Here is a 15,693-nt window from a genome sequence, read left to right on the forward strand (position 1 = left end):
GGCGCCGGGCCGGTGCGCGTGCGCGGCGAGCGCGCCGCGCTGGCCCATGCCCACCACCGCGACGCGCAGATCGCCGGTCTGATCCGTCGGGCGCCCCTGCCTCCGCCGCTGCTCTTCGCTCCGCATCGCGTCAACCTTCCTCGTCCGCCGTGACGTTTGGACGCCGTACGGGACCACGCGGCCGCAGACGGCCGGCGCCGCGCCGCTCGGTGCCCTGTGCGCCTGTGCGCCTGTGCCCTGTGCCCTGACCGAATACCGGCTAGTCGGTTACTCAGTAGTCCTGAATAATTCCTTCGCTCACAGGGTTCACGGGGCCACGGACTTATGCAAGAGTCCTCAATCAACCGATCAACGAACCGAAACGAGAACGAACCGAGGCGAGCCGACGGGCCCCGGGAGGTGCACGACGATGGACGGCGTACGCGGCCACAACCTGGCCGCCCTGCGGCGGATGAACACCCTCGCCGTGCTCCGCGCGTTGCGCCCGCACCCCCAGACGTTCAGCCAACTCACCAGCTCCACCGGGCTCTCCCGACCCACTGTCGAGCTGCTCGTCGAGGACCTGACGGGCCAGGGCCTGGTCGAGGAGACCGACAACGCCTCCGGGCCGGGCCACTCGGGGCGGCCAGCCAAGCGCTTCCGCTTCCGAGCCGAGTCCGGCTTCGTCGTCGGCGTCGACATCGGGCTGCACAAGATCGTGCTGCTGCTGTCGGACCTCGCCGGCGAGGTCAGCGCCGCCGAGCAGGAGGACGTCGACCCGGCCATGACCGGCGCTGAACGGCTGGCCTTCCTGCACACCCGGCTCGAACAGTTCCTGCTGGACCACCGGGTGCGGTACGAGGCGCTGTGGGCGATCTGCGTGGGCGTGCCGGGCGTCGTGGACGAGACCGGGCGCATCCTGTCCATCGTCGTACCGGAGTGGACCGACCTCGATCTCTCCCGCAAGCTGGCCGGCTCCTTCCCCTGCCGGATCATCGCGGAGAACGACGTCAACCTCGCCACGCTGGCCGAGCACTGGCGCGGCGCCGCCCAACTCGCCGACGACGTGGGCTGCGTGCTGGCCGGGCACCGGGCGTCCTGCGGCATCATGATCAACGGTCGGCTGCACCGCGGCCGGCACGGCGCCGCCGGCGAGCTGGGCTACCTGGACCAGCTCGGCCTGACCCGCGGCCAGGACGTGCTGATCTGGGAGGGCGATCGGCGCGAAGACGAGTCCGAGGTGGAGGCCCTCGCCCGTGCGGCCGGCCAGGGCGACCCGGCCGCCCTGGACATCCTCGACCGGTACGCCGCGCTGATGGCACCCGGCGTCGCGGCGCTCGTCCTGGCCGTGGACCCCGAACTGATCGTCGTGTCCGGCGGGATGACCCCCGCCGGGGAGACGCTGACCGCGCTGCTCACGAAGCATCTGCGGGAGATCACGCTGCACGTGCCGCGACTCGCGGTGAGCACCCTCGGCGAGCGTGGCGTCGCGCTGGGCGCCGTGCGCAAGGCGCTGGACAGCGTCGACGCGGCGCTGGCCGACACCGTCGGCCCGTTGCCACCGGGCCCGCGCTGAGCGCGGTCCACCCCCGCGCCACACCGTCCGTACGTCCCCACGACCGTCCCCGGTGAACGTCCGGGGGCCCGAGTCCGCGTGTCCCCGAACCACCGACGGCCCCGTGTCCCTGCCGGCCCCGCATCCCCGACTGCCCGCATTCCCGACGAACCCGCATCCCCGTATCCCGAAGGTCCCCGTCCCCACTCCCCTGACCTCCCGGAGTCGCTCATGCGCAGGAGAAGCCTGCTCACCGGAGCCCTGGCGGCACCCGTCCTGGCCGCCGGCTGCGCCCGCGACGGCAGTTCAGCCGACTCGGCCGGCGGCCGTACGAGAATCACCTACGCCATCTGGGATCCGCTCCAGGTCGACGGCATGCGGAAGATCATCCGCGCCTTCGAGGCCGAGCACCCCGATATCTCGGTGAAGCTCCAGGTCACGCCGTTCGAGTCTTACTGGACCACCATGAAGACCGCGATGCGCGGCGGCACGGCCCCCGACGTGTTCTGGATGAACGCCGTCAACAGCCAGCTGTACGCCTCCAACGGCGTGCTGGAGCCGCTCGACCCGTTCATCGAGCGGGACGGCGTGGACATGAGCGAGCATCCGCCGGAGCTGGTGCGGATGTACACCTACGACCGCACGCACTACGCCATGCCGAAGGACTTCGACCTGATCGGCCTCTGGTACAACAAGAAGCTCTTCGACCGGGCCCGCGTCCCCTACCCGGACGACACCTGGACCTGGGACACCTTCCGGGACGCCGCCGCCGAGCTGACCGACCCGAAGCGGGGCGTGCACGGCGTCGCCGCCGAGATGGCCAAGCAGTACACGTACTACAACACCATCGCGCAGGCCGGCGGTTACGTCATCCGGGACGGCGAGTCCGGCTTCGACGACCCGCGCTCCATCGAGGGTCTACGGCTGTGGACCGACCTGATCGACCGCGGCTGGTCGCCCTCACAGAGCGCCATGACCGACACCATCGGGCGGCAGCTCTACCTCTCCGAGAAGGTCGCCATGAACTGGGACCTCTCCGCGATGGCCTCCCAGATGTACGCCTCCCCGGCGATCAAGGACCACGGCGACGTCGCCGTCCTCCCGAAGGGTCGCCAACGCGCCACCACCATCCACGGCCTGGCCAACGTCATCTCCGGCAAGAGCGAGAAGACCGAGGCCGCCTGGGAGTTCGTGAAGTTCGTCAGCTCCCGGCCAGCCGCCGAGATCCAGTCCCGCGAGGGCGTCACCATCTCCTCGCTGGCCGGCACCCAGCGGCCCTGGGTGGAGTCCATGCCGGAGTTCCAGCTCCAGAACTTCATCGACATGCTCGACTACGCCGTCCCCTACCCGTCCTCGAAGCACACGGCGGTCTGGGAGAACCTCCAACCGAGGCTGCTCGGCGGCCCCTTCACCGGCCGGGGCGACATCGCCGAGGCCGCCCGGACCCTGGCGCGCCAGATGGACCTCGCGCTCGAACAGGAGAAGTGACGCCCATGGCTGTCTTCCCCTCCACCGCGGCGGCGCAGGCCCGCGGAAAGTACCGCCGGGGCCAAGGCGCCCGGCAGGCCCCCGACTCGGGGCCCGCGCCGACGAGGAACCGCGGTCCGCGCCGTACGCAGCGCTCCGCGTATCTCTTCCTCACGCCCATCGCGATCGGCTTCCTGGTCTTCTACGTCTGGCCGCTGCTGCAGACTCTCGGCTTCAGCTTCACCTCCTTCGGCGTCTTCGGCGGCAACACCTGGGTGGGGGGCGAGAACTACGAGAGGGTGGTGCAGGACGTCACGGTGGGACGCGCGCTGCGCAACACCCTGATCTACACGGCGCTGGGACTGTGCACCCTGCCCGTGGCCATCGTCATCGCCAACCTGCTGAACCGTCGGGGACTGCGCGGCGTCGCGATCTACCGGGCGCTGTACTTCATCCCGTTCATCACCCTGCCCAGCGCCGTCGGGCTGGTCTGGAACTGGCTGTACAACGGCGACTTCGGGATGGTCAACCAGGCCCTCTCGGTCATCGGCGTGGACGGCCGCTACTGGGTGTCCGACCCGACCACCGCCGTGTACGCCATCGGGCTGGTGATGATCTGGTCCCAGATCGGCTACTACCTGATCATCTTCATCGCCGGCATCAAGGCGATCCCGCAGGACTACTACGAGGCGGCGGAGTTGGACGGTGCCGGACCGCTCCGGCGGTTCTTCTCCATCACGCTGCCGCTGCTCAGCCCGAGCATCTTCTTCGCCTCGGTGATCTGCGTGATCAACTCGCTGCAGCAGTTCGACCTGATCTACGTCATGACGAGCGCGAACAACCCCGCGCTCGGCTCCACCGAGTCCGTCCTGACGCTCTTCTACCAGTGGGCGTTCGAGGAGAACTCGCAGGGCGCGGCCGCCGCTCTCGCGTTCCTGCTGATGCTGCTGATCGCCCTGCTGACGTACGTACAGTTCCGCCTGCAGAAGAGGTGGGTCCACTATGCCTGAGTCCGCCACGCCTGAGTCCGCCATGCCCGCTCCCGCGACCGCCGGCGCGTACGGCGGCACGGCCGGGCCGCGTCGGCGCCGCTTCGACAAGGGCTCCGTCGCCACCCACGCCGTGCTGTGCCTGGGCGCCGTGATCATGGTCTTCCCGTTCGTCTGGCAGGTGTTGACGGCGTACAAGACCATGCCAGAGTCGGTGCAGGTCCCGCCGTCGTTCCTGCCGGAGAGCTGGCGGGGTGACGCGTTCCGCGAGGTCTTCAGCGCGCTGCCGTTCCTGGAGATGCTCGGCAACAGCCTGCTGAACACCCTGGGTCGTACGCTCGGCCAGCTCGTCTTCTGCTCGCTGGCGGCGTACGCCTTCGCCCGCATGCAGTTCCGGGGAAAGAACGTGCTCTTCGCGATCTTCCTGTCCGTGCTGATGGTGCCGGCGCAGCTGCTGATCCTCCCGCAGCACCAGATCATCCAGGAGATGGGGTTGCTGAACAGCGTGCCGGCGCTCTTCCTGCCCGGCATGTTCAGCGCGTTCGGGGTCTTCCTGCTACGGCAGTTCTTCATGTCGCTGCCCAAAGAGCTGGAGGAGGCCGCCCGGATCGACGGCGCGGGCTCGCTGCGGATCTTCTGGAGCGTCATGCTGCCACTCGTACGGCCTGCGCTGGCGGCCCTGGCGGTCATCACCTCCATGTGGTCCTGGAACGACCTGCTGTGGCCGCTGGTGGTCAACACCGATCCGGAGGCCATGCCCATCAGCGCCGGACTGACCTCGCTGGAGGGGCAGTTCCTGACGAACTACCCGGTGCTGATGGCGGGCTCGGCCGTCGCCAGTCTCCCGATGCTGATCCTGTACCTCCTGCTGCAACGGCACTTCGTGCAGGGCATCGCGCTCAGTGGCTCCAAGGCGTGACCTGCCGAGTTCCGTACTGGTACGGCCCGTACGGGCAGGCACGTAGGGCCACAGCGCGTACGGGCGGGGTCACGGCGCGTGCGGGCGGGGGCGCCGGTAGGCGCACCGGTTGGCCCCACCTGGGCACCTCGTCCCCGCAAGCCAACACATGCACACACACGCACTCCTGAGAGGCGGTCACATGTCAGGTCTCCACGTAGGGCTGATCGGCGCGGGCGGCATCGCCCGGGCCCATCTGCCCGCCTGGATCGAACTGGGAGCCCGGGTCACCCTGTTCTCCACCGACGGCCAGGCCGAGAAACTCGCGGCCCGGCACTCCGCGCGGGGCGTCGAGGCGGTGCGCACGCTCGACGAGTTGCTGGAGCGCAGCCGGGCCGTCGACGTCTGTACCCCCACTCACACGCACCGGGAGCTGGTCCACACCGCCGTCCGGGCGGGCAAGCACGTCGTCTGCGAGAAGCCGCTCGCGCTCAGCGTCGAGGACACCGAGGAGATGGTGAAGGCCGCCGAGCGGGCGGGGGTGCTGCTCTTCCCCGCACACGTGGTGCGGTACTTCCCCGAGTACGCCGCCATGGAGCGGGCCGTACGCGGAGGCGCCGTCGGGCCGCCGGCCGTGCTCCGCTTCAGCCGTACGGGGACATACCCGGTGTGGTCACCCTGGTTCGCCGACCCGGAACTGTCCGGCGGCATCCTGCTGGACCAGATGATCCACGACTTCGACTTCGCGCGGTGGCTGGCCGGCGAGGTGGTGCGGGTGTACGCGCAGAGCCGCGGCCACCAACAGGCGCCCGTGGAGGCCGGCGCCGTGGCCGCGTCCACCGCGGTACTGACGCATGCCTCGGGCGCGCTCAGCCACGTCCACGGCGTGTGGGGGCTCCCCGACTCCGAGTTCCGCACGACCTTCCGGATCGCCGGCCGGGACGGGGTGCTGCACCACGACTCCGCCCAGACGAAGGCGTTTCGGGTCGTCGCCAGCGGGGAGCGCGCGGCGGGCGAGGGCATACCCGCGACGAACCTGACCGAGAGCCCGTTCGTGGGCGAACTGCGGGAGTTCGCGGCCGCCCTGGACGGTGGGCCGACGCCACGGGTGACGGCCCGGGACGGACTGGCGGCCGTACGGATCGCCGTCGCGGCGGCCGAGTCAGCCCGTACGGGAGAGACCGTACGGATCGAGGACGCGACCGGCTCGAACGGAAGCCGCGAAACCCAGGAGGTGCAGGCACGATGAAGGTCGGTGTGCTGTCGTTCGCCCATGTCCACGCGGCCGGATACGTCTCCGTGCTGCGCGGCATGCCGGGTGTCGAGGTGCGTACGAGCGACCCGGAGACGGACCTGGCGGGCGCGGGCGAGGTGCGCGGCCGGGAGTTCGCCGAGCAGTTGGGGGCCGCGTATGTCGACACGTACGAGGAACTGTTCGCCTGGGGCCCGGACGCCGTCGTGGTGGCCTCCGAGAACGCGCGGCACCGGCCGCTGGTGGAACTCGCCGCCAAGCACGGCGTCGACGTGCTGTGCGAGAAGCCGCTGGCCACGACGCTGGCGGACGGCGAGGCGATGGTGGCCGCCTGCCGGGAGGCGGGGGTGCGGCTCGGCGTGGCGTATCCGGTGCGGTTCAGTCCCGCGTACGCCGCGCTGCGGGCGGCGGTGCGCGGTGGCGGCGTCGGGCCGGTGCTGACGGTGGCGGGGGCGAACAACGGCTGGCTGCCGGACGGCCAGCGCGCCTGGTTCACCGACCCCGGACTCGCCGGCGGCGGCGCGCTGATGGACCACACGGTGCATATCGCGGACCTGCTCGACGAGCTGTTCGAGGACGCGCGGGCGGTGGAAGTCTACGGCCAGACCAACAACCTCATGTACGCCGACAGGGCCGCCGTGGAGACCGCGGGTCTGGTCACCGTCCGCTACGACAACGGCGCGGTCGCCACCATCGACTGCAGCTGGAGCCAGCCCGTGCACCACCCGACCTGGGGCGGGCTGGAGCTGCAACTCGTCGGGGAGCGGGCGACGGTGGAGATGGACGCCTTCGGCCAGCAGGTCTCCGGCTTCGACGAGCGGCGCCGCGCGGGCGTGCTGCTGCCCTGGGGGGTCAACCTGGACGAGGCGCTGCTCCGGTCCTTCCTGTACGGGGACGACGGGCGCGGTTCCGAACCAGGCGATGGAGAGCCCGTACGGGTCGCGGACGGCGCGTCGGGACTCCGCTCGCTGCGGATCGCGCTGGCGGGGTACGAGTCGGCCCGCTCCGGCCACCCAGTGGCCTTGGACTGAGCCCGGACCCCGCTCGGAACGAGCCGACGGTGCCGTACGGGCCGAGGCGAGCCCCCACGGGCCGCACGAGCTGTGCGGTCCACGGGAGCCAGGCGGGGCAGCGAGTGCGCTGCCCCGCCTGGCTCCGGCGCTCCCGTAAGCATCGCAGCCCGGCCGGGCGGCCTCCCCATCCGGCACGGAGCGGCCGTAAGCTGACCGGGTCGGCGCGTACCTCGTCCCGCACGGGGACGCGACCCTCCACGACTCTCGGAGTGACACCGTGCAGCGCACCATGTTCAAGTCCAAGATCCACCGTGCCACCGTGACCCAGGCCGACCTGCACTACGTCGGCTCGGTGACCATCGACGCCGAGCTGATGTCGGCGGCGGACCTGCTGCCGGGCGAGCTGGTCCACATCGTCGACATCACCAACGGTGCGCGGCTGGAGACGTACGTCATCGAGGGCGCGCCGGGCAGCGGCGTCATCGGCATCAACGGCGCGGCCGCCCATCTGGTTCACCCCGGCGACCTGGTGATCCTGATCAGCTACGCGCAGGTGGACGACGCCGAGGCCCGTGCCCTACGGCCACGCGTGGTGCACGTGGACGCGGACAACCGGATCGTGGACCTCGGCTCCGACACGGGAGAACCGGTGCCCGGCTCCACCACCGAACGCGCTCCTGGGGCCGTGCCCGAGGAGCGGGGGGCGCGCGTGTGACACGTGAACGCCTGGTCCGTGCCCAGGGCTTGCGCGGCGCCGCAGGCCGGGCGGCCCGTGATGCCCCACCGGCATTCCACCGAGCGTGTTCCCGAAGTGGTGCGGATGGTTTTTGGGTCTCCCCAGGACACAGGCACAGGCACAGGCACAGGGGCATAGCGTGCTGCGCCGACGATCGGCAAGGCAGCGGTTGTGCGTGCCACACGCCCCGGAACAGACAGGACTTACCTCCCGACGCCGGTCAGCGGGGACATACGCCAGGTAGGCGCTTGGCAGCCAGCAGCCGCTCGGTTCACGGCCACGAACACGCCGACCTTCATCCTTCCTCGCGCGCACCCCCCACCTCGACCAGTTGCGCGTCTACCCAGCTCCGCAACTTCGCCACGTCGGCGAAGAAGTTGGGGCCGTGGCTACCGCAGGACTTCCCGGCAGTCTCCATGCCGAAGCTGAACACTCCGGCCACCTCTCGTCTGCCCTCCCGTTCCACCACCAGCGGACCACCGCTGTCCCCGGTGCAGGCCGCAGCGCTCGGGCTCTGCGCGCACAGCACGGAACCCCTGTCCACGGGCGGCGGGACCTGCTTCGCGCATTCTGCGGTGGCACGCGTCTGGTACGCGCCGCTGCGCAGGACGTCTCCGCGTATCGACTCCGGGTCATCAGGGTTGGGCGGCCCGGTCAGACCATGGCCATAGAGGGTGGCGTCGTTCCCCTCGGCCAGTTCGCTGCGAGCCAGCGGCAACGTCGGCACGTTTCGCACCGCCCGGTCCAGTGTCACCACGGCGATGTCGTACCGCGCGCCGGACGCCGCCGGATTGTCCGGGTCCTCCGGTGAGGGCACCAGCTCATATCGGGGGTGCAGTCGGGTCTCTGCGATACCGGCGACCTGACCCCGATCACTGTTCTGGTCTCGGGCACCGATGTGGTATTCGGCGATCTTCGGCATATCACCACTGGCCAGACAGTGTGCTGCGGTGAGCACCTTGGTGGGGGCGATCAGCACACCGCCGCAGGACGCGCGCTTCGGCAGCGGCTCGTCCCCTTTCAGGGCGAGGGTCGCCATCCAGGGAGCCTCCCGGTCGCTGGCGACCTTCTCACCACCCGCCACCGCTCGCGCTGAACTGCCACCGAACGGCACGGTGAGAACCGCCATCGCTCCGGCGGCGACCACACCACCCACAGCCATGAGGAGCAGTCGTCGGACTCCGCCATGTCGCTGCCGTCTGTGCCCACGGCGACCGTGCTGAGTGGTGGTGGATGGTTCGCCTGGACGGTTTGCGGCACGAGGAGAGTCGGTTCGGTGGAACATGGCACCAGCCTGCCGCCGGAGTTGCTCCACCACCATCCGGGTTCACCCGGACTGATCCCTGAGATGTTCCGGGGACCGCCTGTGCCACCGTGGCTCCGGCCGACCCTGTGCCCTGCGGCCTTGTGTGGTGCACGTGGACACGGACAGCCGGACCGTGGACCTCGGCTCCGACCCCGGCGAACCGGTGCCCGGCTCCACCACCGAACGCGCTCCGGGGGGCCGTGCCTTAGGCCGCGATATCCCAGCGATCGGGGTCGGTGGGCTGGGTGAGTTCGCACCAGACGTATTTGCCGCGCAGGCCGCTGCGTTCGTCGCCGAGGGGGAACCAGCCCCAGGTGTCCGCGCATACGCGGACGAGCAGCAGGCCGCGTCCGTGGGGTTGTTCGGTCTCGAGTGGTCCGGTGGGCACGGGCGGGTGGGGGTCGGTGTCCCAGACGCCGAGTCGGAGTGTGCGCTCGGCCCAGCGCAGGCGGAGTGAGGCGGGACCCGCCGAGTGCAGGTAGGCGTTGGTCAGCAGCTCGGAGGCCAGCAGGACGGCGGTGTCCAGGAGTTGGGGCAGGCCGTTGCGGAGGAGCACGGCGTGCAGGGTGGAGCGGGCGATGCCCACGGCACGGGCGTCGTGGGGCACGTGCAGGGTGTAGGCCCAGTGTGGGGCGGGGGTGTTGGGGTCCGTTTCGGTGTGCATGCGGGTCTCCCGTAGTCGCGGTGATGGGTCCGCCCTCGCGACTGCGGCGCCTCGCGGTGGCCATGCCGTCGGTCCCCTGCCCGGGGGTGTGGGCAAGGCGGTACGGTGCACTTCCGGCTTACGGGCACTCGTAGAGTGAGCGGAACACCACCGACCGTAGGACACTGGATTGCCGTGGCGCAACCTAGCGCCTCGACGAGATAGCCAGTAGACGTGGCGAGGCCGAGAGCACGGCTCACAACGGACGCTGACAAGGAGGAGCATGCCGCCCAGGCCTCAACCCACCGCGCGCCAGGAGCGACTTGGGGCGGAATTGCGCAAGATGCGTGAGGCCGCCGGCATCACGGCCCGCGAGGCCGCCGCACTGCTGGGCACGAACCCGATGCAGATGAGCCACATGGAGACCGGCCGCGCGGGAATCAGCGGGAGGCGGCTGCGATCACTCGCTTCTCAGTGCGCCTGCTCGGACACCGACTACGTGGATGCTCTTGTTGGGATTGCAACCGACAGAACCCAGGGTTGGTGGGAGGACTACCGAGGCGTCCTGCCTTCGAGCTTCCTGGATCTCGCCGAGTTGGAGCATCACGCGAGGTTCCTGCGCTCGCTTGATGTGGTGCATATCCCCGGCTTGATGCAGGTCGAGGAGTACGCCGAGGCGCTCTTCACCTATACGGTCCCGGACTTGCCGGCGAGTGACCTTGAATCCTGGGTTGACCATCGCATGCGAAGGCGAACCGTACTTGAACGCGAGGACACTCCACCATACGAGGCCGTGATCCACGAGGCGGCCTTGCGCATGAAGGTGTGTGATCGACGTACGAACCAGAAGCAGCTTTCGCAGATCCTGGAGCTGTCTGACTCCGGACGCATCATCGTGCGGGTCATTCCGTTCTCGGCGGACCACTTCGCCGGAGCCGGGTGCTCCATGCTGCACGCCGGAGGCCCGGTTCCGAAGCTCGACACCGTGCAGCGGGACACCCCACACGGCAGCGGACACGTGGATGCCGAGCCCCAACTCGACCGCCTTCGCCTCCTCTACCAGAAGGCGCGCAGGGCCTCATTGACTCCCCATCGTTCGCGAGACCTCATCCGGCACGTCACCCACGAGATATGAGAAGTTCCATGGAAAACTCTTGGCAGAAATCGTCCTACTCAGGCGGCGGCGAGGGAAACTCGTGCGTGGAACTCATGGCCACGGAGTACACAATCCTCCTACGTGAGAGCACGAACCCCGATCAGCTCATAGAGATGCAACAAGAAACCCTCAAACGATTGGTGCATTATCTCGGGTAGAACGCCACCCTATACCGTGGCGCACCATGCACACTCAATGTTAATGGGGGGCTAGTCAAAGTATTCCTCGTTCGAGACCAATACGGATGTGAAGTACAGAGGGAGTCCATCTACCGGATCGAGTGGAACATCCTGCCCTGTTTCACGCGTAAAGGCTAGAGTAACCCCAGGGATCACCGGGCTCTCGGGATCGGATACATCGACCCTGTAGCCCTCTTCCTTCTTCTTGTCGAGAAACTCGCGAGCAGGGGTTCGAAAGATATCCAGCCCTCCGCATGTCACTTTGATGTCTTGCTCACATCCTTCGAACCGCCAGAGTTCAATGGCGGTGACTCGTTCTCCATCTTCAAGCAGGGCCATGACGTCCAAAGTCTTGTACGACGCAGAAACTTTCACAGTGGGAGAGTGAGAGAACGGCCCTGAAACCCGCAGCTCACCGAATTCCGCTGCGGCATCAACAGTATCAGCGTAGGACATTCCGATATACAGCGGCGGAACACCATATGGAGGATTTACTGAAATTTCCATGACAATCTTCCCTTACTTCAGTAGGTCGTAATTGATTGTCCAGCCGTTGGCGGACAGCATACTTTGCAACCCTCCATTACTCTTAAGGCTATCCACCATTTGCTGAATTCCGACATCGTACTTTCCACCGTACCGACTTCTTATGTCATCGATATCCATCTTCATGGCTTCGTCAAATTTTCCTTGATCTATGAGTGCACGCTGCTCTGCTTGCCAGGATTTCGCTTCGCGGCTACTTCCCGTGCTGGTTACATCTCGATGATCTTGGTACTCCATTCTGACGGCTGGCCCCATATGTTCAGTCAGTCGTGGATCTGACAAATGCTTGTACGCTGACTTTGCCGGTATGTGATTGATTTCGTTGCCAGGTCCTGCTGGCTGCATTTGGCCATACCATCCACCCTTATCTTGGCATCCCGGTGCCAGCCCCAGTGGATCTGTCCAGGTGTGGGGGTTTCCCACGTAGGCGTAGTGATTCGGGCTGGGGGCCAGGCCGAGGGGATCGGGAGTCGTGTAGCGGGCGGTGGTGGCGTCGTAGTAGCGGTGCAGGTTGTAGTGCAGGCCGGTTTCGGGGTCGTGGTACTGGCCTGGGAAGCGTAGGGGCGTGTACGCGGTGGCGTCCTGGTTCCAGGTAGTGGTGCCCCACAGGGTGGTACGGGTGTGCCAGGCGATGCGGCCGGATTCGTCGACGAGGTGGGTGGGCGTACCGACGAGGTCGGTGACGATCGCGAAGAACCGGGCGTCTATCTCACGCTGGTCCGTGGAACTGGCCAGGCGGCGTTCGGTCTGGGCCAGGGGCGTGTGGCCTCGGTGGTTCCAGGTGAGGGTGACCGGGTGGGGAAGCCCGGCACCCTCACTGGTCTGTTCGATGAGAGTGGGGCCGTCCCAGGTGAAACGCACCTCCTCGGCGATCTCGCCGGAAGCCCCGAGGCGTTGCTTGGTGGTACGGCGACCGAGGGCGTCGTAGGTGTAGCGCCAGTGGGTGCCGTCCGGGGTGACCGCGTCGGTGAGCTGGTCCTCGGCGTTGTACGTGTAGTCCCAGGTGGCCGCCTTGCGTGAGGGGCGGGGCGTACGTACTCGGGTGAGGCGCCCGGCGTCGTCGTGGTGGTGGGTGGTACGGCCGGCGGTGGTCAGGCGGGTGCCGGTGTAGGTGCGGTCACCGCGTGCGGCCTGATCGGGTTGCTGGTCGGGCCAGTTGGCGTGGCTCTGGTTGCCGGCCTGGTCGTACGCGTACGTCTCGGTCCAGCCGGGGGCGCGAACGCGGGTGGGTCGCCCGGCGGGGTCGAGGTCGAAGAGCTGCGGCCCGCTGAGACTGTCCTCCACGGCCGCGAGGTGGCCGTCGGGTCGGTAGGTGTAGTCCCGCCGGTGCAGGGTGACGTCACCAGTCGCGTCGGGACCGGTGAGGGTGTGCGCGGTGAGCTGGCCGGCGGGGTCCCAGGTGTGGGTGTGGGTGAGTCCGTGCGGGCCGATGTGGCGGGTGGTCTCCCGGCCGGCGGGGTCGTAGGCGAAGTCGAGGGCGTGCCCGTGGGCGTCGAGTGTGTCGAGGTGGCCGGCGGCGTCGTACGTGTACCCGGTTGTGTGGCCGGTGGGGGTGGTGCGGCTAGTGGGGCGGCCGAGGGCGTCCCAGGTGTGGTTCAGCGGTTGTCCGTCGGCGAGTTCGGTCTTGACCCGGCCGAGCTTGTCGCGGTGCCACAGCAGTTCCGCCTGGGGGCTGATGGCCTCGGTCAGCCGCCCGGCGCCGTCGTAGGCGAAGCTGGTGTGCTGCCCGTCGGCGTCCTTGCCGATGATCTGGCCGAGGGCGTCGCGGGTGTAGGTGACGGTCTGCCCGAGTGGGTTGGTGCGGGAGGAAAGCCGTCCGGCCTGGTCGTGGGTGTAGGTGAGGGTGCGGCCGTCGAAGTCGCTCTCGGATATCAGGTGTCCGGCCGGGTCGTACGCGTAGTCCCAGCTGAGGCCGTACGGGTTCGTCACCCGGGTCAGCCGCAGCGCGGTGTCGTGGCTGAACTCGTAACGGGCGCCGTCCGGCCCGGTGTGGGCGGCCAGCAGGTCGAAGTGCGTGTACTCGTAGTGGGTGGTGCCGCCGACCGCGTCGGTGTGGCTGGTGCGGTTGCCCTCGCCGTCCCACGTCCAGTGCTCAGCCGCGCCGTTCGGGTCCGTACGGCGCACCAGGCGCCCCTCGGGGGTCCACTCCAGCTCGGTGCTGGCGCCCAGTGGGTCGGTGATGCGCACGGGCCGGCCGAAGGCGTCCCGGGCGTAGCGGGTGGTGGCGCCGAGCGGGTCGGTGACCTCCACCGGCAGCCCCACCGGGTCGCACCGCACCCGGGTGGTGTCCCCCAAGGCGTTGGTGACCGAGGTGAGGTGACCGGCCTCCGCATAGGAGTAGTGGGTCTCGTGCCCCAGCGGGTCGGTGACCCGGACGCGGTTCCCCGCCGTGTCGTACGCGTAGTGCCAGCGGGCGCCGTCCGGCCCGACCAGCTCCACCAGCTGGCCCCGCTGGTCGTACGAGGCCCGCGCCGTACCGCCGTCCGGACGGGTCACCGCGGTGATGTGCCCGTCGGCGTCTCGGGTGTAGCTGGTGGTGTGGCCCAGCGGGTCGGTGTGGGTCAGCAGCCGGTTGAACGCGTCGTGGGTGTAGTGGGTGGTGGCGCCGTTCGGGTCGGTCTCCGCGACGATCTGGCAGCGCCGGTTGATCACGAACCGGGACTGGTGGCCCTCCGGCGTGGTGACGGTGGTGGTACGCGTCCCGGTCTCCGCGTCCCAGGTGCCGTAGTCGAACCGCAGTTGCACATGCCCGTCGGTGCCGCCCTCGGCGATACACCGGTCCTGGTTGTCATAGACGTAGTCGTACCGCCGATGGTTCGAGTCGATCCAGGCGGTCACCCGCGCCGCGTCGTCGTACTCGAAGCACAACGCGGCGCCGGCGGAGTCCGCCACCGAGGTCAGCTGCCCCTCGGTGTAGCCATAGCTCCGCACCCGCTGCCCGCCCAGCCACAGGCCGGTGATCCGGCCGTCCTGGCTGGTCAGCTCCAGCCGGTAGCCGCCGCTGTGCGCCAACGCGGCCGGCGCGCCCGAAGCGGGGTCGTACTCGAAGGTGATCCGATTGCCGTGCCGGTCGGTGATCTCCTCCAGCCACGCCTCGCCGTCGACGCCGTCCTCGGGCGGGCCGAAGTGCCGCACCAACTCGCCGCCGGGATCGGTCAGCGTGTAGCCACCCGCGCGGGTACGCTCCAGCGCCATACGCGCCGCGCCCGCCTCCGGCAAGGTCGGTACGCCCACCGCCGGATGCGGATACGTCAACAACCGCCCGTCCTCGGCGACGAACACCACACCCTCGGCGTCCACCTCCAACCGCTGGTCGATGGTGGAGGACCAGGACGGCCCGAACCACCGCCCCGCCCGATAACCCGACTCCACCCGCCGGGTGAAGACCAGCGGCAGCGTGCCGGGCAACTCCACGTCCCGTTGCGGCAGATACATCCGACCGGTCGCCATGTCCACCGGGTCGCTGGGGCCGTTCGCGGTCTCTCTCGGCGTACGGCTGCTGCCATGCGCGCCCTCCGGCCGCGACTCCACCGCGTCCCGCCCCATCCGCCCGGCCCGCGCGCCCATCCGGCCACCACCCCGCACCACGCCTGTGCCCTTGCCCGCCAACAGCTCCGGGACCAACTGACCCGTCATATCCGCCGGGTCGTTCTGAAAACCCTTCACCATGGACTGAGCGGTCGCCCGCGGATTCCGCGCCGCCGCATACACCCCCGCCACCGTGGAGTTCAGATTCGAGATGTACTCGCCCGGATGCGTCAGGTTGTACGGATCGAGTGCGTTGACCGACCGTACGAACGACACGACGTTCGACACACCCCGCGTCACCCCACCCGCCAGGTGCGTGGCCTGCATCTCCAACTGATCGCCCTCCGAGGCGATCTGCTCCACCGCCGAGGGCTTCGCCGGCGCCGCGTCCCGAGCTCCCCGCACCCTGCCCGCCGCCCGCCGCGCCGACCGGTCCCGCTGGCCCC

General features: G+C 68.9%; 14 protein-coding genes. 9 read left to right on the forward strand and 5 right to left on the reverse strand.

Annotation, left to right across the window (positions count from 1 at the left end; genetic code table 11):
• Nucleotides 1-126: hypothetical protein (locus AN216_RS31180; protein WP_420855805.1), on the reverse strand; the 126-nt coding region annotated here is incomplete at its 3' end.
• A gap of 283 nt (nucleotides 127-409) precedes the next feature.
• On the opposite strand from AN216_RS31180, the gene AN216_RS26030 reads away from it, so the two are divergent.
• The 7 genes from AN216_RS26030 to panD all read left to right on the forward strand — a co-directional run bounded on the left by AN216_RS26030 (nucleotide 410) and on the right by panD (nucleotide 7,868).
• On the forward strand, nucleotides 410-1,555 hold the full coding sequence (locus tag AN216_RS26030; RefSeq protein ID WP_070199187.1) for an ROK family transcriptional regulator: 1,146 nt from the start codon (nucleotides 410-412) through the stop codon (nucleotides 1,553-1,555).
• Between the two features lie 210 nt (nucleotides 1,556-1,765).
• A complete protein-coding gene (locus AN216_RS26035; protein WP_070199188.1) occupies nucleotides 1,766-3,022 on the forward strand; it encodes an ABC transporter substrate-binding protein in 1,257 nt (418 codons plus the stop codon).
• 5 nt (nucleotides 3,023-3,027) lie between these two features.
• Nucleotides 3,028-4,011 carry a carbohydrate ABC transporter permease gene (locus tag AN216_RS26040; protein WP_070199189.1) on the forward strand — a complete coding sequence of 328 codons (984 nt, stop codon included), beginning with the start codon at nucleotides 3,028-3,030 and terminating at the stop codon, nucleotides 4,009-4,011.
• Entirely contained in the window at nucleotides 4,004-4,909 is a 906-nt protein-coding gene (locus tag AN216_RS26045) for a carbohydrate ABC transporter permease (protein ID WP_244502665.1), read from the forward strand. The genes AN216_RS26040 and AN216_RS26045 overlap by 8 nt, the downstream gene beginning before the upstream one ends.
• A gap of 148 nt (nucleotides 4,910-5,057) precedes the next feature.
• Entirely contained in the window at nucleotides 5,058-6,137 is a 1,080-nt protein-coding gene (locus AN216_RS26050) for a Gfo/Idh/MocA family protein (RefSeq protein WP_107402108.1), read from the forward strand.
• Nucleotides 6,134-7,171 carry a Gfo/Idh/MocA family protein gene (locus AN216_RS26055; RefSeq protein ID WP_070199191.1) on the forward strand — a complete coding sequence of 346 codons (1,038 nt, stop codon included), beginning with the start codon at nucleotides 6,134-6,136 and terminating at the stop codon, nucleotides 7,169-7,171. The genes AN216_RS26050 and AN216_RS26055 overlap by 4 nt, the downstream gene beginning before the upstream one ends.
• Nucleotides 7,172-7,430: 259 nt before the next feature.
• Nucleotides 7,431-7,868: an aspartate 1-decarboxylase gene (panD, locus tag AN216_RS26060; protein WP_070199192.1), complete on the forward strand. Its 438-nt coding sequence runs from the start codon at nucleotides 7,431-7,433 to the stop codon at nucleotides 7,866-7,868.
• Between the two features lie 316 nt (nucleotides 7,869-8,184).
• On the opposite strand, the gene AN216_RS26065 is transcribed toward panD, so the two are convergent.
• Nucleotides 8,185-9,051, reverse strand: coding sequence for a S1 family peptidase (locus AN216_RS26065; RefSeq protein ID WP_079167012.1), 867 nt, complete (start codon nucleotides 9,049-9,051; stop codon nucleotides 8,185-8,187).
• 349 nt (nucleotides 9,052-9,400) lie between these two features.
• Nucleotides 9,401-9,859, reverse strand: coding sequence for an ATP-binding protein (locus tag AN216_RS26070; RefSeq protein WP_070199193.1), 459 nt, complete (start codon nucleotides 9,857-9,859; stop codon nucleotides 9,401-9,403).
• Nucleotides 9,860-10,121: 262 nt separating this feature from the next.
• Here AN216_RS26070 and AN216_RS26075 point away from each other — a divergent pair, with 262 nt between their 5' ends.
• A complete protein-coding gene (locus AN216_RS26075; RefSeq protein ID WP_070199194.1) occupies nucleotides 10,122-10,973 on the forward strand; it encodes a helix-turn-helix domain-containing protein in 852 nt (283 codons plus the stop codon).
• 8 nt (nucleotides 10,974-10,981) lie between these two features.
• Nucleotides 10,982-11,152: a DUF397 domain-containing protein gene (locus tag AN216_RS27895; protein WP_079167013.1), complete on the forward strand. Its 171-nt coding sequence runs from the start codon at nucleotides 10,982-10,984 to the stop codon at nucleotides 11,150-11,152.
• A 51-nt stretch (nucleotides 11,153-11,203) separates the two neighbouring features.
• Here the strand turns inward: AN216_RS27895 and AN216_RS28820 are convergent, their stop codons facing one another.
• Nucleotides 11,204-11,680, reverse strand: coding sequence for a hypothetical protein (locus AN216_RS28820; protein WP_139141008.1), 477 nt, complete (start codon nucleotides 11,678-11,680; stop codon nucleotides 11,204-11,206).
• 12 nt (nucleotides 11,681-11,692) lie between these two features.
• A partial coding sequence (locus AN216_RS26080) for a DUF6531 domain-containing protein (RefSeq protein WP_079167015.1) occupies nucleotides 11,693-15,693 on the reverse strand: 4,001 nt, incomplete at its 5' end.

Origin of the sequence: Streptomyces oceani (assembly GCF_001751245.1) — a bacterium.
Classification (GTDB): Bacteria; Actinomycetota; Actinomycetes; order Streptomycetales; family Streptomycetaceae; genus Streptomyces; species Streptomyces oceani.